The sequence below is a fragment of the Pedobacter sp. SYSU D00535 genome, from assembly GCF_017355855.1.
Taxonomy (GTDB): domain Bacteria; phylum Bacteroidota; class Bacteroidia; order Sphingobacteriales; family Sphingobacteriaceae; genus Desertivirga.
The window spans coordinates 44,730-61,102 of record NZ_JAFEWD010000006.1 but is presented as its reverse complement, the minus strand read 5'-3'; the positions used below and the strand labels follow the sequence as shown (position 1 = coordinate 61,102).

Genomic DNA, 16,373 nt, shown 5'->3' with positions numbered 1-16,373 from the left:
AGGAGGGCCTACCCTTCTGCATGCTGAAAGCAGCGTAAACAATTCGTCTTTATTGCTCTTTATACTTATCGCCTGATTCAGTAGTTTTAATAGATGAACAGATAATCGTACAGGCATTAAAAAGAAGAATGCTCCCCATATCCTCCATGAAAGTTTCCATTCAAGTATTCTTGCTACTTATCCTGGCCAATGCAGGATACGGGCAAGCACCGGATAAAGTCAGTCAGATAGTGGCTGCTGAAAATTATTTCGCTGCTCTGGCAAAAGAAAAGGGGCTTAAAAAAGCGTTCCTGAAAGTGGCAGATAACAGCACGATCGTCTTTAGACCCAATCCTGTTTCGGCCGTGGAATACTATAAGAAGCAGTCGGACAGCCTTGGGATTCTAAATTGGGAACCGGTATGGGCAAAGATTTCTAAGAGCGGTGACTGGGGTTTTACCACAGGACCTTTCAACTACCGAAAAGATCTTGATAGCGAAATATCCAGTTATGGTCAGTATGTATCCGTTTGGAAAAAAAATAGCAAAGGAGTATGGAAGCTGGCGGTAGACCTGGGCATCCCACATAAAAAACCCACTTCGAAACCTGTTCTAAACTTCCCAAATCCTCCGAATGAGATCTATCTTAAACAGCGCTCGCAAGAACGATTGCAACAGCGTGAGGATATTGTTCTAAGCTCCGACAAACTATTTGCAACGGTTCAGAAGGCGGATAATAAGATTGCACATACCGAATTTCTGGCAGAAGATGCGCGGCTTTTATTTCCAGGCTCAGAGCCTATCATCGGAAAAAAGGCGATTGCAGCGTTCTGGCAAAAACAGGGGTTGAGAGCCTCTTCCAAACCTCTTAGAGCAGACAGATCCTATAGCGGAGAGCTTGCTTATACTACCGGAGAAGCGTCCATTGTAAAAGGAAGAGAAATAACGCCTTACAATTACCTTCGCGTTTGGGAGGTTCAGCCAGGATATAAATGGAGTGTTATCCTTGAAATCTACGTTGCTGCTGTAGACGAGAACCCATAAAAAAATCCTGCAGAACTTTTCAATCAACGGCATGCTTAACAACTTTGCCATAACGAACCAAGATTAGCCGCCCCTACCAAAAGTAAGCCGCTACATTAACAGAAATGATCTTAACTCCTTCGCAGAAATCTCTAAAGAAAACAAGCGACAGCGGTTGAATCTGATCTGCGCGAAACACAAGTAAGAAAGGCTGTTAAAGGAGACGTCGGATAAGGTCTTCGGTAGAGATTCCTTCAGCTTCCGCTTTGTAGTTGCGAACAATCCGGTGACGCAAAATGGGCTCTGCTACTGCCTGCACGTCTTCGATATCTGGTGAGTATTTACCAGAAATAGCTGCATGACACTTAGCACCAAGCACCAAAAACTGGGAGGCTCTGGGGCCCGCACCCCAACTCAAAAACCGGTTGACCTCATCGGTTGCTGTGGGAGTACCGGGACGGGTTTTGGCTGCAATAGAAACTGCATATTCTAAAACATTATCCGTGATAGGAACATTCCTCACCAGCTTTTGAAAGAACTTGATCTCCTCTGCATTCAATACTTTCTGAAGCTCAATCTTCCTGTTGGCAGTGGTATTTTTCACTACCTGCAACTCGTCTTTAAAACTCGGATATGACAGGAAAACGTTGAACATAAAGCGATCGAGCTGCGCTTCTGGTAGCGGATAAGTACCCTCCTGCTCGATAGGATTCTGAGTGGCCAACACAAAGAACGGTTGCGGAAGCGGGTATTCCTGACCACCTACCGTAACTATTTTCTCCTGCATTGCTTCAAGAAGAGCTGCCTGTGTTTTTGGGGGAGTACGGTTGATCTCGTCGGCAAGAATAATATTGGAGAAAACAGGACCTTTGATGAACTTAAAAGCCCTGTCTTCTCCCAGGATTTCAGATCCTAATATATCAGAAGGCATCAAATCCGGAGTAAACTGGACTCTATTATAACTCAGGTCGAGCACCTGGGACACTGTTTGTACCAGCAGCGTTTTCGCTAAGCCCGGCACTCCTACAAGTAAGCAATGGCCATTGCTGAAAATTGAAATAAGAACTGATTTAACAACTTCGTCCTGCCCAATAATGACATTTCCAATTTCCTGACGGATCTTTTGATAAGACGCACTTAGTGCATCTATTGCTTCTTTGTCTGAGTTATATGCCATTCTACTTTGATTACCTAGATACCCACATTTTTAACCCTGAACAATTTTGAAACTCAGGATCAATCTTGATGTAAGTGGATTTCCGTTTGTCTTCAAACCATTCGCTCACCCGGCGATTCAATTTATCTGCATAAGCCATCTCCTTGATCTTTGGAAAGTCCTTCTCCAGACTGGCCTGATGAGGCTCGGTTTTAGACTTTAAATACAGAAAGCGGTAACCTTGTTTGCCTTCTCTGCTGGTGAAAATTTCAGGACGGGAATATGAACCTACTTTCATGGTGTCAATAGAAAGGAAAACAACCGGATCCAGCTTATCGGTAGGGATATAAGTTGTACGGTTTTGCACCCCTTCGGTATGCAGCAGCATTCCTCCTGTGAACTTCGTGTCGTTATTATCCGAGAACAAAGAAGCTGCAGTAGAGAATGGAATTTTATTAGCAACTACGTCGTTGTAAACACTGTCAATTTTAGCTTTGGTACGCTCAAGACTAGCGCTGGTTGGCTCTATTTTAATCAGGATATGCCTTACCCGTACTTGCTCACCTCTGCGCTCCATCACCTGTAATACGTGAAAACCATGCTCAGTCTCGAATACAGGTGAAAGCTCACCAGGCTTAAGTTTAAATGCCATTGCACTGAATTCTTTCACCATCACTGTGCGGTCGAAAAATCCTAAATCTCCTCCTTCTGAAGCAGAACCAGGATCCTGGGAATACAGACGCGCTAATGTAGCAAAGTCTTCTCCAGCCTTAATGCGGGCACGTAAAGCCTCAGCTTTGTCCCGATAGCTTTCCTTTTCCTTTTTAGTGAGCTTTGGATAAATAACAACTTCTCCAACTTCCACCTCCGTATTATAATAAGGCAAGCTATCTTTTGGAATAGCTTCAAAATAACGTTTTACCTCAAGCGGTGTTACGTTTATATTCTCGGTGATCTTTCCGCGCATCCTGTCTGAGATAAGTTGCTCGCGCACGTCAGGGCGAATCTCATCTTTATATTGCAATACGGATCGATTCAGGAATTGCTCTAAACGCTCTTGTCCTCCTGCACGTTGAATGAAAGAACGCATCCTTCTGTCAATTTCATTTGAAACTTCGTCATCAGAAACAGTGACAGAGTCAATCACTGCTTGTTGTGATAATAACTTTTGTGTGAGCATTTGCTGCACCAGGTAGCACTTCACCTCCTGATTTTCAGGATTACCCTGCAACAAGTAGTTAGCGTAGTCACGCTCTATATCCGACTGTAAAATGATATTATCTCCTACCACAGCTACAATTTTATTTATGGTATTGGGCTGCTGCGCCAGGAGTGTTTGAAAGCTTACCAGTAATAGTACAACTCCGAAAATTCTTTTCATGTATTCTTATTTAGCGCCTTACAGGCTTAATTTAAATGTTTCAGATCTTTGAAATCTCGCAAAATTATCAGATATAATCTATTATTTGTTGATTTTCTGAAATTAGGGACTTTTGAGCTTTCTAAGATAACGTGATTTACAACTCTACCTGTTAACGGAATTTTGATTTAACTATTTTTAACAGAAAGCAGATTCTTATTTTTGGGAGGAATGAGCGAGTTAAAGGCAGATCATCCCTTGGCACTACAGCTGCTAATGTCAGATGATCTTTATTATGTAGATGAGATTGAAATATCTAGGCCCCCTGAGTCCTTAGCTCAGCCGGAAGAAAAGCCGGTAGAACAGGAATTTACAGGCTTCGAGTATTTGGGAGAGAATAACAAGTACTTTGTGCTGGTGGTGGACGAGCCGGGACATAAATTTATGGCTCCTAAAGAAATGGAGGCACTACAAAGCATTTTAGGTGCGAAAAAACTCGAGCTAAAAGACATTGCACTCGTCAATCTGCATAAATATCCCGGAAGCAGCTTCAGCCAGTTGAAAAGCTTCTTCGCCCTTAGTAAACTAGTCATTTTCGGTATTAACCCGCAGCACCTGCAACTGCCGCCGCTTACACTTAATAAGGTTACTGATATGGACGGAGCTAAGGTACTGGTATCCTACAGTTTTACCGAGATGATGAACGACGTTGAGAAGAAAAAAGCGTTTTGGGCGGAGATGAAGGGAATGTAAACCTACCGTTTCATTACCTAAAAATATTAACACATATGAAGACTTTAGTATTCGCAACAAATAACAAGCATAAACTGGAAGAAGTTCAGGCACTGATTGGAGACGGATTTCAATTGAAGACGCTGGAAGAAATAGGATGTTTCGACGACATCCCGGAAACGGGAGCGACGTTTGAAGCAAATGCTTCTCAGAAAAGTCGGTATATCTATGAGCGATTCCAGCTGGACTGTTTCTCAGACGATTCAGGATTAGAAGTAGATGCGTTGAGCGGTGAACCGGGTGTTTACTCTGCAAGATATTCGGGCAGCAGGGATTCTGACGAGAACCTGCAACTGGTCCTTGATAAAATGGCGGGCAAAACGGATCGGAAAGCCCGCTTTCGTTGTGTGATCTCGCTAATTCTTAACGGTGAGGAACAATTCTTCGAGGGAAGTGTAGAAGGATCCATTACCGAAGTACGGGCGGGAGCAGCAGGATTTGGTTATGATCCTATTTTTATCCCCGAAGGGCACGCTATTACCTTCGCAGAAATGGCCGCTGAAGAAAAAAATGCAATCAGTCACCGCGGACGAGCAGTGGCCAAGCTGGTAGCCTTTTTGCAAGAGCAACAATAAGCGGATAGGAGCCCTAATTACTACCTCCTGACCGAGGGATAGTACTGGCCGTCCCTATTTGACCAGTAGTACTATTTAGCCTTTCCGTTTTCGCTAATTTCCCGGAACAGCTCTTCCATTCGCGGATTCTTCTTGAAAGGACCTTGCTTAGCTGCTGCTTCCCTCGCCTTTTGCATCCGCTCTTTTGTCAGCGGGTGCGTGCTTAAAAACTTCAAATAATCGGTATCCTCTCCTGCTTCCTTATTGAGGATTTCAAACAAGCCAACTAAGCCTTTTTGATCGAGATTGTTCCTGTCTAATGTCTCTACTGCCCGGGCGTCAGCATCTGCTTCCAAACTTCGCGAGTAGCTGAGATTATTGAGCGTGTTGGCGTTGTCTACCAAAACAGCGCTTAAACCATTGATATCGTTTAGAATTAAGGAGACAAAAATATAGCCGGATAAACTTCTGCTAATGGATTTCAAGGAATGCCGGTGTTCTATGTGGCCTACTTCGTGGGACAAAAGTGCGGCCAGCTCCTCCGCACTGCGCATCTTTTTCAATAATCCGTCATAAATCACAACCTTCCCTCCCGGCAATGCAAAGGCATTTACCTGCGGGCTTTTCACTACCGTAACGTCAATCGGATAAGAGGTATTGAAATCTATTTCTCGGGAGAAGCTATTCGTCAACTTCGTTAGTTTCTCATTCTTCTCATATTCCGAAACAAAACCCTCGTACAAAGAATTTCCCAACTGAACCTCCATCGTCTGCGGGATCTGACCAGCAAGCAACTCGGCAACCGGAGGTAAGACCAGGAAGTAAACGGAGGCCATGATGGCAATAAAACCGAGAGTGATAGCTACAACATTCCAGCCCTTTACCCGATCTGCAAAGCTTATCTTCAAAAAAGCAGCTCCGGGATATCGGTCGGCAAGTGCTTTATAAAAGTGGTGGTCTTTGCAATCAATCTGCTGTAAAGGAAAATCTCCATATCTGAGGATATGAAGATTTCCTGAAATTTCTATCGGCTGGATCTGATCGAGCTCCCACACCACCCTTTTCTCTTCGTCATCCTGCAAGTACACGATGGTAAGATGTCGAAGCTCCAGGGAGACCACGGCCTCCTTCGGCAGGGAAGTTTGCCCGTCAAAATACAGAACGTTAAACCTATCCATCTTACATGATACCAATGTCGAGCATATCCGCCACGTCTTCACCTGTTGCATCTGTGTATGGACGCTCGGTTTGTTCCAGATCGTTTAAATCCAGCTCTCCTTCAATAAACACATTCGACAATAGGATGCGCATCGCTCTTACTGTTGCCCAGGGAGCAGCCAAACCCAGCGAGAAAATAATGATAAACATATTCACAATGGCAAGCCGAAAATAGGTTCCACCAGTGAGGTAAGATTGTAAACGGATCTCCCGGCCATTTTGCTTCAATTGGATATTATCGATAAAGTAGTTGATCAAGTCTTTTGCGAACCAAAATGAATAGATACCCAAGGTAATGATGGTGAGGAAGTAACCGGAAATGTATAGCACAAGCAGGTCGGACCCTTCACCTGTATATTCAAATTCAACATTTCCAAAACGGGTGTTACCGATGAGGTATTTCCGAAGACTGACAGTAAACCAGGGACCATAGATTCCGAACGTAAAGATGGTAAATACGAAGCCTTTGATAAAAAGCATCATCAGGTCCGACAATTTGCCGCGGTACCCGAAGTGAATCCCTCTCCAGGATGTACGGGACATCCGGTATTTCATCGAGCCATGAACTGCGAGGGGGATAAGGATAAGTAACCCGGCCAGATAAACCAGGGCGCCGGCTAATATCAGACTTGAATCGCCCGACAATTGAGCAGCGACCAGAATTCCATAAAGTACGCCAAACACTGCCACCGCCTTGATAAAGCCTTTGAACATTTCTTTACCCGTTCCATGGAACATGAAGCGGCTTCCCTCCAGTTCGGTTTCCTGATACAAGTATTTCAAAACTGAAGCCTTTGCCCACGGATAATAAAAACCGAGGGTGACAGCGGTGAGTAGTAGGTTAACAATGTAGATGCTGAATAACTTGCTTCCATTGCCTAAAAAAGCAAGTTGCTTTACTGGAGTTTCTTGGGTTTCCATTCTAAAATTGTGATAAGTGAATCTGAACTAAATATAGTAATTTTTAGATGCCGATGTCAAGAGGTATAAGATGCCTGCAAAAGAAGGAAACAAAGTGTGAAAAAGGCCGCAGCTCTCTTCTTTGAGTTAGTCCCGGTTAGAAAAGAAAAGAGCCGCAGGATCAACCTGCAGCTCTATTGTTGAACTTATCTTGTATATCAGGTTTTCTTTTGCGCTGTGGCTTTGGCTGCAGCGATAGGCTTTTTAGGGGTCGCTGGTGGTCTTTTTGCCGGCACCCTCCTTCTTGCTGAAGGAATAATTTCTTCTTTTGATTTCGGTCGTTCGTTCGGCTTCCACACAAAGCCTTCGAGAATCTCCGTGTCTTTTGGAATTTTGTTTATAGGATAGTACTTTCCTTCCGGCTTTCGCACCAGCATTACGTCCTTCAGCTTATTTTCGCTAAACTCCAGTCGCATCCTGCTACTCAGCGCCCGGTTCATCCCCGAATAGGCACTATCCTCTACCGTATAATAGATGCTTTCCGCGTTCCCATCCACGAACATCTGGCTTAGCTGGTTGTTCCGGAATAGACCTGTCAACAGCTTTCCTTTCACCTGGTTAAACTTAGAAGAATCCAGCTCAGTGCTCACAATAAGCCCGTTATTCTTCAGCAACATATTGTCCAGCTTCTTATTTTTTAATTGCAGGAATACGGTGTCCCCTGAAAGCTGTGAACCTTGGGTCCACATCATCGGCTTGTAATAGCAGCGTATCGTTGAATCTGCGTAAGCATAAAAAGCAGAATCAGACTTCGCCTGCAAGTCGGACTTAAAGATTTTGACCTTTCTATAGGCAAGAACGATACGCGTTCTTGTGGTATCGAGCGGCAGACTCTTCAGCGAGTCCCTTCGGGCCAGGTCAACAGAGTCCTTCTTCAGGCTGTCCGCCGCCGCTGTCTCAGTGCCAGCCTTCCGATTCCTATCCCTCGACTCTGCACTAGCCGGTTTTACCTGTGCGTTTGCGTCCCTCGTCTCCTTCGACTTCTTCTTAAACAAGCCGAACAAGCCTTTTTTCTTTTTTTGCGGTTCTTCCTGCGCCAGCGCTTCCTTCTGCAAAGTATCTGCGACGGCCACGGATGCTATTGAATCCGGAAGAGCTGCCGCCACTGAATCAGTTCGTACAATGGCTGTATTTGTGGGAACAGCCGCTGTGTCTGCCGGAGCTAGGCGCCGGTTTACAATAATCGGATTCTCCTCGCTCTCAATGTCCCGGGCCTCGTCAACAATATCATCTACTTCCTGATCTGATTTCAAGTCTTCTTTATTTACGGGCGGCAGGTTACGCAGAAAGATCATTTTAGTAAGCAACGTATCTGCAGCCATATATACTGAGTCCACCTTCGCGGAGTCCTGTTCCGTCTGCAAGATAACGTAGGCATTCCGTGTTACCAGTGCACTTTCGTCCTTTTTACGATAAATCCCCTGATCGCCCTTGAGCGTAATTTTTTGCTCAGTATCGATAAAAGTGATGTTATTGATAGCTTTACCAAAGCCGACCTTCCCATCGTAATACAAACTATCGCCCCGCAATGATTTGGTGCCTTCCGTGTATAGGTTCTTCTTACCGAACCAGGCCTGATCAGTCAGTGTGTTGTATCGTCCGTTTTCAGTATAGAGATTTGTTTGATCCCTCTTTCCCTTAATATTTGTCGGACCGTAGAAGTTGGCTACCCGCGTTCCGGAGTTGTACTTCAGGGTATCGGTGGTGATCAGCGCATCAGGAGTATTGACCTTTACATCATAGCGGAAGTATGCATCACGGCTGTTGGCGAAATAATAGCCATTTCTGCTGGTCAGCACATCCGGACCGTTCACTATCTGGCCCCCACCGACATAAGTTCCGATTTTTGTCCCCATGTTGTAGGTGAGATAATTAGTGGTAAGCACTGCTTCCTTGTCAACCAGCCGAACATTTCCTGTTAGCAGTGCTAACCGGGTATTTCCAAAGTAATTCAACAAGTCGGCATACACGGTAGTACCTCCGGGCTGCGTAATCACTACATTCCCAAAAGCATCAAATGTATTGGCGTTTTGATTATAGTAGGCACTATCAGCAGCAAGAGTTGAACCCTCCTGAGTAAAAATAGGCCGCATTACTTTGATCAGCCCACCCTTAGTAAAACTTAGTGACTGAGAATTAGTTAGCTCGACTTTCTTCCCTTGTTGAGCGAAGGTAGCTGCTGCATTTATTATCAGAACTAAAAGAAAAAATAATTTCTTCACGCTACAAAAATAACCTTTTTAATTGTGTAAATTTAGTCGGTCTGATCGGGTCGCCCTGTGTTCAGGAATAATTCGATATTTTTGACCGATGTTGCCTCTCAACCAATTTTTAAACTTTATTCAACAACACCGTCTCTTCTCGGGTTCTGATGCTGTTTTGCTGGCTGTTAGCGGAGGTCGCGACTCCGTTCTTTTGGCACATTTGTTTAACGCCGCCAATTTCACTTTTGGTATTGCACACTGCAACTTCGGTCTACGGGGCCAGGAATCTGACGATGACGAAACATTCGTTCGGGATTTAGCCGAAGACATCCAAAAACCCTTCTACAGCACCCGCTTCAATACGAGGGAGTACGCGGCAGTCCACAAAGTCTCTATCCAGATGGCAGCGAGAGAGCTACGTTATTCCTGGTTGGAGGAGCTGAGACAAAAAGAAAACTTCCGATACATTGCTTTAGCCCATCATGCCAGTGATACCACAGAAACCGTTTTACTCAACCTGGTAAGGGGGACAGGGATCTCGGGCCTGCATGGCATTTTACCGAAGCGGGACAAGCTAATCCGGCCCTTACTTTTCCTCACTCGCGAGGAAATTGATGAGGTGGTGGAACAGGAAAAACTTTCGTACCGGGAAGACAGCTCCAACAGCTCAACTAAATACGCAAGGAACAAAATCAGACTCGAAGTGATCCCGACGCTCAAAGAATTAAATCCTTTGCTGGATGAGACGTTCAAAGAAAACGCCCGCCGCTTTCTGGAACTCGAAGCCTTTTTAGATAGGCAGGTAGAGCAACTTAGACAGGAGCTGTTTATCCCTCAAAGAGATGGCAAGACCCTCATCCCTTTGCCTGCCTTGCGCCAATTAGAACCAAAGAACCTTTTACTTTATCATCTTTTTAAACCTTATGGATTTAGTGAATCAGTACTCCGTGATTTCTCAGAAGGCTGGAAGGGCCAGCCGGGCAAAAAGTTTTTGTCAGCCACCCACCAACTTTTAATTGACCGTGAAAAAGCTTATTTGATGAAATCACAAGATACAGCTCAGGAAGTTACTTTAGTCCATAAGGACGAAGCAGCTTTACGCCATCCGCAGTTTTCACTGATTTATCACTGTAAAAGTGCTGATAAGATCAGTCTTAGTAAAAACCCGCACATCGCCATGCTCGATGCAGACCTGTTACAATTTCCATTAAAATTACGTTATTGGAATAGGGGAGATTATTTTTACCCTTTCGGGATGAAAGGAAAGAAAAAGCTCAGCGACTTTTTCATTGGCCAGAAGGTGGCTCTCAGTGATAAAAATACGATCCCGATTTTAGAAAATGGGAATGGAGATATTGTTTGGATTGTAGGCTGGAGGATTGATGACCGATATAAGATCACTCCGAAAACCAGGAAAGTTTATATCTTCGAAAAGCATAAACCATATGGCAACTAAAGCAGCATATCATGAAACCCAGTATCTGGGGCGAGACTACTACCGAATAAGCATCCGGGCAGTGATGATACTGTTTTGTATTGCAGCCTATTATATTACGGAAGGTCGTGAGCGAAACGGCGACTTATTTCTCCTGGTGGGCGCTTTGATTTTTGTTGCATCTATCCTCATGTTGTTTATGGTCCACTACAGAACCATCGTACAAAATAAAAGCGTCGTCCTGAACGGATTGTGGACAACCAAATTGGTAAAGATTGATCTGAACAGCATTGTCAAAGTAACACAGAAGCCATACAGTCCCTTCCTGATCAATAATCCCGTTTACAATCTCCATCAAAAAGGGAAAATACGCTTTTATGCCAGCGGGAAAGATGCAGTATCCTTGATTGATCGTGATGGACTGGAGTACATCATTGGCACGCAGCACCCCAGGGAACTGGAAGCCGCTATCAAAAAAGAGATGGCTTCTTAGCAGGACTCGTTCTGCTCTGCTACTCTCACCTCAAACATTTACAAGTTTTAGCTGTTCTTTATTGCTAACACTGTACACTTTTTTTACAGCCCTCCGCCCTTTTTTATATCCAGTAGCACCTCCTGCCTTTCCTGTTAAGACTCAGCGATTTACAGTTTTTGTCAAAACGGACTACTTCTTGAATTTTTTTGAGGCCTTTTGTAAAATTTGATAGTGACTGGCCTATGTTTTGCAGCTTAGCCGGTAATTAAAACATCTACCTATGCTTTTAAAATACTATCCCACTACTAACTTTCGCTCAAAATTAAGCCGCAACCAAAATAGAAGGTTCGACAAGATCACTTACGCTGTTTTAATTGCGGTTACACTGCTCATCTCCATATTAACCTCTCTCTATTAATACTCATGGGAACTCTTGAAGTGAAGACACAGGTATCAGGCTACCTCGAAGAGAATAAAAATAAAAGAGGGAACAGGTTTATCCAGTACATTAAGCGTGCTTATTTTGAAGGCAAGCTGGATCACAACCATATCAGAAAGGCGGTAATTGATTGCTTTAAAAGGCATGACAAGCACGCGATTTTGATGGGATCGATGCTATTGCAGCTGGATAACGACGAAATAAACGAGCTTCTAAACGACAAAATGAGCTAGACTACCAGCTCAAGCACCGTTCATCAGTTCAGCGTTTTCATTGGACTCCAGGCAGGCCCTTATCTTTTTATCGAGCTCCATCAGGTCGAATGGCTTTTTTATAAACTCGTTGCAGCCCGACTTCTGCGAAAGTTCATTTACGTCATTGTATCCTGACATCATGATCACCGGAAGGTTATGAAAGGTGGGAGCAGTTTTTATCTGGTGACAAATTGCGCCTCCATTGCTGTTGGAAAGCATAAAGTCAAGTAACAGCAGGTGTGGTTTGTAGGCCTCCAGCAAAGGGAACAAGCTTTTCACTTCTTTTACCGTTTTCACCTCGTAGTTCAGACAAGTTAGTGCATCTTCCAAGGCTTCCAGAATTGTCTCGTCGTCGTCGAGCACCAAAATCTTTTTCATACCATTTCTCCTTTCATTTACACTGGCAATTAGCTAGTTAATTAAGCTTTTTTACCGACAAATAGTTTTCAAAAAGCCTGAAAAGTTGAAGGAAATAGTCTGACAAATTTTTAGGAGAGCAGTCCAAACATTTGAATCTTAAAATCATTTTAATGCAGTATGAACATAACTATCTACCCAGGAAACCCCTACCCCCTCGGCGCCACTTGGGACGGCCAGGGCGTAAATTTCGCTTTATATGCTGAAAATGCTACCGCTGTAGAACTTTGCCTTTTTGACAAGAACAGCGACGCCACAGAGAATATTAGAATTAAACTAATTGAGAGAACCCACCATGTATGGCATGCCTATATTCCGGACCTGAAACCTGGTCAACTTTATGGCTATCGCGTACATGGGCCTTATGAGCCTGAGAACGGACATCGGTTCAACCCAAACAAATTGCTTTTCGACCCCTACGCAAAGGCAATTGCTGGTTCGATAAAATGGCATGAGTCACTCTTTGGATACAAAATCGGTGACCCGGACGAGGATCTAAGCTTCAATGATGCTGATAGCGCCCCTTACCTGCCTAAATGCGTGGTGATTGATGATAACTTCGACTGGAGCGGCGACCGTCCTCCTAAGATTCCCTATCATAAATCGATTATCTACGAAACTCATGTAAAGGGATTTACAAAATTACACCCGGACATTCCGGAGGAAATTCGTGGTTCGTATGCAGCCATAGCTCATCCGGTTACCATCGAATATCTAAAGAAACTGGGCATTACTGCTGTTGAGCTGATGCCGGTACACCACTTTGTAAATGACAGCTATCTGCAGGATAAAGGGCTCTCAAATTATTGGGGCTATAGCACCATTGGTTTCTTTGCTCCGGATATTCGCTATTCCAGCAGTGGTACACATGGTGGTCAGGTGGTTGAGTTTAAGAATATGGTAAAGGAGCTTCACAAGGCCGGAATTGAGGTGATCCTCGACGTGGTGTACAACCACACAGCAGAGGGAAACCATAATGGGCCTACCCTTTGTTTCAGAGGAATCGATAACGCTTCCTATTACCGCCTCACCGATGAGAACAAACGGTACTACATGGATTATACCGGGTGTGGAAATACGCTAAATGCGAATCTTCCAAGCGTTCTCCGGCTAATTATGGACAGCTTACGATACTGGATCCAGGAAATGCACGTAGACGGCTTCCGTTTTGACCTTGCTGCTACTCTCGCCCGCGAGCTCCACGAAGTAGACCGTTTGAGTTCATTCTTTGACATCATTCATCAAGATCCGATTATCTCTCAGGTTAAGCTGATTGCGGAGCCATGGGATATTGGAGAGGGCGGCTATCAGGTAGGAAACTTTCCTCCCGGATGGGCCGAATGGAATGGTAAATACCGGGATTGTATCCGCGACTATTGGAGAGGTGCCGACAGCATACTGGGAGAATTTGCTGAGCGCTTTACCGGAAGTGCTGACCTTTATCGGGATGACTATCGCCGTCCAACCGCCAGTATCAATTTCATCACCGCGCACGACGGCTTCACCCTGAACGACCTCGTATCCTACAATGAAAAACACAATGAGGCTAACGGCGAAGACAATAATGATGGCGACAGTCACAACCGCTCCTGGAATTGCGGCGTGGAAGGCCTGACAGATGATCCCGAAATAATAGAGCTGCGAAATAAGCAGAAACGGAATTTCCTTGCTACGCTTTTCCTTTCGCAGGGAGTTCCAATGTTGCTTGCAGGCGACGAGGGAGCCAGGTCTCAGGGCGGAAATAACAACGCCTACTGTCAGGACAACGAGATCTCCTGGTTCGATTGGGAGAAAGCAGATAACGAGTTGACAGAATTTACGCAGAAACTGATTCACCTCCGGAAATGGCACCCCATCTTTAGAAGAAGAAGGTGGTTTAAGGGACAACCCATAAAAGGTATCGGACTCGAAGACATCGCCTGGTTTTTACCTGAGGGCATAGAGATGCCGGAGGAGAACTGGAACCACGATTTTGCCAAATCCCTGGCCGTATTCCTGAATGGAAAAGGTATCCGTACCGTAGGACCAAAGGGAGAGCAAATTGTAGACGACAGTTTTTATGTGATCTTCAACGCCCACTACGAGCCTCTTAAATACGTTTTACCGGAAGCAAAATACGGTATGCAATGGATCAAAATCCTTGATACACATACTGGATTTATTGCTGACAGCAATGATGGTCCGGTATTCAAAGCAGGAGATTCACTAATGGTGGAGAGCCGCTCTGTGATCGTATTAAAAAATCCACTTCACGTAGATAATGTTAATGAACCAGCTTAATATAACTAAACGGTCGCTCGGAGTAAACTTTACATCGGGCGGCCAGGCTGAGATACTAGTTTGGGCACCTAAAGCAAAGCAGGTAGAGCTGCTGCTGACAGATAGCCAGCAGAAAATCAGCCTCGAAGAACAGGAATTCGGATACTGGACAGCAAAAACTGCCACAATAAAGCCGGGCGATAAATATTCCTTTCTCCTTGACGGCGAAAAAGAGCGCCCCGATCCTGCATCTCTGCAGCAGGAGGAAACGGTACACGGACCCTCCATTGCCTTTGACCTTAAGGCCTTCAAATGGGATGACCAGGACTGGAACAATCAGGACCTCGAGGACTATATTTTGTACGAGTTACATACCGGGACATTCACCGAAGAAGGAACCTTTGCGGGTATCGAGCAAAAGCTAGACTATTTGAAAGAGCTCGGTGTTAATGCCATCGAGATCATGCCGGTGGCTCAATTCCCAGGAGGACGAAACTGGGGCTACGATGGCGTACTCCCCTATGCTACTCAAAACACCTATGGCGGTCCCGAAGCACTACAACGGCTTGTGCAGGCCTGCCACAAGGCAGGAATTGCAGTAGTACTGGACGTGGTGTACAATCACATGGGCCCGGAAGGTAACTACCTTGGCGACTTCGGGCACTACTTCACTGAAAAGTACAACACCCCTTGGGGAAATGCTTTGAACTTTGACGATGCTTGGTGTGATGGAGTGAGACAATACTTCATTGAGAATGTGCTCATGTGGTTTCGGGACTTTCATATAGATGCCTTGCGTATGGACGCCGTACACGCCATTAAGGATTTTAGTCCGGTTCATATTTTACGTGAGATAAAACTGCGTGTCGACGAATTGATGAAGGAAACAGGTCGCCGCCATTACCTGATCGTGGAGCTCGACCTGAATGATACCCGCTTCATTAACCCGCTCAGCGAACAGGGCTTCGGCATGGATGCACAATGGATCGACGAGTTTCACCACGCACTCCGTGTGACAGCTGGCGAGGAGCGCAATGGCTATTACTCCGACTTCACGGGCATCACCCATCTGGCAAAATCATATCAGGATGCCTACGTTTACGACGGTCAGTTCTCACCACATCGGCAAAAAACGTTTGGTATTAAGGCGGAGAGCAATCCTGGAAAGCAATTCATCGTGTTCTCTCAGAACCATGACCAGGTGGGAAACCGGATGCTCGGAGAGCGAACCAGTCAGCTGGTAAGTTTTGACATGCAGAAGCTGATGGCAGGAGCCGTTTTAGTAAGTCCCTACTTGCCCATGCTCTTCATGGGTGAAGAATATGCTGAAACACATCCCTTCCTCTACTTTGTGAGTCATACCGATACTGAACTGGCCGAAGCGGTACGCAAAGGACGAAAAGCAGAATTCGCGGCTTTCCATGCAGAAGGTGAAGCACCCGACCCTGTCTCTGAAGAGACGTTCAATGAGTCCAAGCTTCAATGGCAGCTGCTGACGAAAGACCCGCACGCAACTATGTTCAGTTTCTATAAAAAACTAATTCAGTTGAGGAAAGAGCTACCCGCTCTCCACCGCCTTAACAGGAAACTGCTGCAGGTTGAGGCAGATGAAGCGAGTCAAACCCTCTCTCTTCTGCGTTCGTATGAAAATCAGCACGTTTTTGTCGCCATGAACTTTTCCCAACAGGAGCAGGATCTGAAGACACCGAACGGGTATAAATGGAAGAATGTGCTTAACTCTGCAGCTCCTGAATGGGGTGGAACAGCAACTGCTCCGGCGGAAATAGAGGGCGGAGCAACATTGAGCGTTCCTCCGGAAAGCATTTTAATATATACCTATTAAGAAGAC

At 45.1% G+C, this 16,373-nt stretch carries 14 protein-coding genes; 8 read left to right on the top strand and 6 right to left on the bottom strand.

What is annotated here, in order from left to right; translation table 11 throughout:
* The first annotated feature begins 128 nt into the window (after positions 1–128).
* Complete coding sequence (locus J4N23_RS13650; RefSeq protein WP_207428106.1) at positions 129–1,022, top strand: hypothetical protein; 894 nt, start codon at positions 129–131, stop codon at positions 1,020–1,022.
* A gap of 193 nt (positions 1,023–1,215) precedes the next feature.
* Here the strand turns inward: J4N23_RS13650 and J4N23_RS13645 are convergent, their stop codons facing one another.
* The gene (locus J4N23_RS13645; protein ID WP_207428105.1) at positions 1,216–2,178 is read right to left on the bottom strand and encodes a MoxR family ATPase; all 963 of its coding nucleotides are present in this window, start codon (positions 2,176–2,178) and stop codon (positions 1,216–1,218) included.
* A gap of 10 nt (positions 2,179–2,188) precedes the next feature.
* Positions 2,189–3,538 (bottom strand): peptidylprolyl isomerase, encoded by a 1,350-nt coding sequence (locus tag J4N23_RS13640; RefSeq protein WP_207428104.1) that lies wholly within the window; start codon positions 3,536–3,538, stop codon positions 2,189–2,191.
* Between the two features lie 210 nt (positions 3,539–3,748).
* Here J4N23_RS13640 and J4N23_RS13635 point away from each other — a divergent pair, with 210 nt between their 5' ends.
* Together J4N23_RS13635 and rdgB are read left to right on the top strand one after the other, a co-directional pair.
* Positions 3,749–4,270: a hypothetical protein gene (locus tag J4N23_RS13635; protein WP_207428103.1), complete on the top strand. Its 522-nt coding sequence runs from the start codon at positions 3,749–3,751 to the stop codon at positions 4,268–4,270.
* 35 nt (positions 4,271–4,305) lie between these two features.
* Positions 4,306–4,884, top strand: a complete 579-nt coding sequence (rdgB, locus tag J4N23_RS13630; protein WP_207428101.1) for an RdgB/HAM1 family non-canonical purine NTP pyrophosphatase — start codon at positions 4,306–4,308, stop codon at positions 4,882–4,884.
* A 71-nt stretch (positions 4,885–4,955) separates the two neighbouring features.
* On the opposite strand, the gene J4N23_RS13625 is transcribed toward rdgB, so the two are convergent.
* From J4N23_RS13625 to J4N23_RS13615, 3 genes are all read right to left on the bottom strand, one after another.
* Entirely contained in the window at positions 4,956–6,041 is a 1,086-nt protein-coding gene (locus J4N23_RS13625; protein WP_207428078.1) for a M48 family metallopeptidase, read from the bottom strand.
* Position 6,042: 1 nt separating this feature from the next.
* Entirely contained in the window at positions 6,043–7,002 is a 960-nt protein-coding gene (locus J4N23_RS13620) for a YjgN family protein (protein ID WP_207428076.1), read from the bottom strand.
* A gap of 197 nt (positions 7,003–7,199) precedes the next feature.
* A complete protein-coding gene (locus J4N23_RS13615) occupies positions 7,200–9,263 on the bottom strand; it encodes an OstA-like protein (protein ID WP_207428074.1) in 2,064 nt (687 codons plus the stop codon).
* Positions 9,264–9,351: 88 nt separating this feature from the next.
* On the opposite strand from J4N23_RS13615, the gene tilS reads away from it, so the two are divergent.
* The 3 genes from tilS (at position 9,352) to J4N23_RS13600 (ending at position 11,827) form a co-directional block, all read left to right on the top strand.
* Positions 9,352–10,701 carry a tRNA lysidine(34) synthetase TilS gene (gene tilS, locus J4N23_RS13610; protein ID WP_207428072.1) on the top strand — a complete coding sequence of 450 codons (1,350 nt, stop codon included), beginning with the start codon at positions 9,352–9,354 and terminating at the stop codon, positions 10,699–10,701.
* Positions 10,691–11,173, top strand: a complete 483-nt coding sequence (locus tag J4N23_RS13605) for a hypothetical protein (protein ID WP_207428070.1) — start codon at positions 10,691–10,693, stop codon at positions 11,171–11,173. The genes tilS and J4N23_RS13605 overlap by 11 nt, the downstream gene beginning before the upstream one ends.
* 405 nt (positions 11,174–11,578) lie before the next feature.
* Positions 11,579–11,827 (top strand): hypothetical protein, encoded by a 249-nt coding sequence (locus tag J4N23_RS13600; protein WP_207428068.1) that lies wholly within the window; start codon positions 11,579–11,581, stop codon positions 11,825–11,827.
* A gap of 9 nt (positions 11,828–11,836) precedes the next feature.
* On the opposite strand, the gene J4N23_RS13595 is transcribed toward J4N23_RS13600, so the two are convergent.
* Positions 11,837–12,226 carry a PleD family two-component system response regulator gene (locus J4N23_RS13595; protein ID WP_207428066.1) on the bottom strand — a complete coding sequence of 130 codons (390 nt, stop codon included), beginning with the start codon at positions 12,224–12,226 and terminating at the stop codon, positions 11,837–11,839.
* Positions 12,227–12,385: 159 nt separating this feature from the next.
* Between J4N23_RS13595 and glgX the strand changes: the two genes are divergently transcribed.
* Both glgX and treZ read left to right on the top strand, forming a co-directional pair.
* Positions 12,386–14,545 (top strand): glycogen debranching protein GlgX, encoded by a 2,160-nt coding sequence (gene glgX / locus J4N23_RS13590; protein WP_207428063.1) that lies wholly within the window; start codon positions 12,386–12,388, stop codon positions 14,543–14,545.
* Positions 14,532–16,367, top strand: coding sequence for a malto-oligosyltrehalose trehalohydrolase (gene treZ, locus J4N23_RS13585; RefSeq protein ID WP_207428062.1), 1,836 nt, complete (start codon positions 14,532–14,534; stop codon positions 16,365–16,367). The genes glgX and treZ overlap by 14 nt, the downstream gene beginning before the upstream one ends.
* Positions 16,368–16,373: the final 6 nt, after the last annotated feature.

What these genes read in the sequence shown, in the direction of transcription:
- J4N23_RS13650 (WP_207428106.1), top strand. Translation starts at nt 129, where the DNA reads ATGCTCCCCATATCCTCCATGAAAGTTTCCATTCAAGTATTCTTGCTA.
- J4N23_RS13645 (WP_207428105.1), bottom strand. Translation starts at nt 2,178, where the DNA reads ATGGCATATAACTCAGACAAAGAAGCAATAGATGCACTAAGTGCGTCT.
- J4N23_RS13640 (WP_207428104.1), bottom strand. Translation starts at nt 3,538, where the DNA reads ATGAAAAGAATTTTCGGAGTTGTACTATTACTGGTAAGCTTTCAAACA.
- J4N23_RS13635 (WP_207428103.1), top strand. Translation starts at nt 3,749, where the DNA reads ATGAGCGAGTTAAAGGCAGATCATCCCTTGGCACTACAGCTGCTAATG.
- rdgB (WP_207428101.1), top strand. Translation starts at nt 4,306, where the DNA reads ATGAAGACTTTAGTATTCGCAACAAATAACAAGCATAAACTGGAAGAA.
- J4N23_RS13625 (WP_207428078.1), bottom strand. Translation starts at nt 6,041, where the DNA reads ATGGATAGGTTTAACGTTCTGTATTTTGACGGGCAAACTTCCCTGCCG.
- J4N23_RS13620 (WP_207428076.1), bottom strand. Translation starts at nt 7,002, where the DNA reads ATGGAAACCCAAGAAACTCCAGTAAAGCAACTTGCTTTTTTAGGCAAT.
- tilS (WP_207428072.1), top strand. Translation starts at nt 9,352, where the DNA reads ATGTTGCCTCTCAACCAATTTTTAAACTTTATTCAACAACACCGTCTC.
- J4N23_RS13605 (WP_207428070.1), top strand. Translation starts at nt 10,691, where the DNA reads ATGGCAACTAAAGCAGCATATCATGAAACCCAGTATCTGGGGCGAGAC.
- J4N23_RS13600 (WP_207428068.1), top strand. Translation starts at nt 11,579, where the DNA reads ATGGGAACTCTTGAAGTGAAGACACAGGTATCAGGCTACCTCGAAGAG.
- J4N23_RS13595 (WP_207428066.1), bottom strand. Translation starts at nt 12,226, where the DNA reads ATGAAAAAGATTTTGGTGCTCGACGACGACGAGACAATTCTGGAAGCC.
- glgX (WP_207428063.1), top strand. Translation starts at nt 12,386, where the DNA reads ATGAACATAACTATCTACCCAGGAAACCCCTACCCCCTCGGCGCCACT.
- treZ (WP_207428062.1), top strand. Translation starts at nt 14,532, where the DNA reads ATGAACCAGCTTAATATAACTAAACGGTCGCTCGGAGTAAACTTTACA.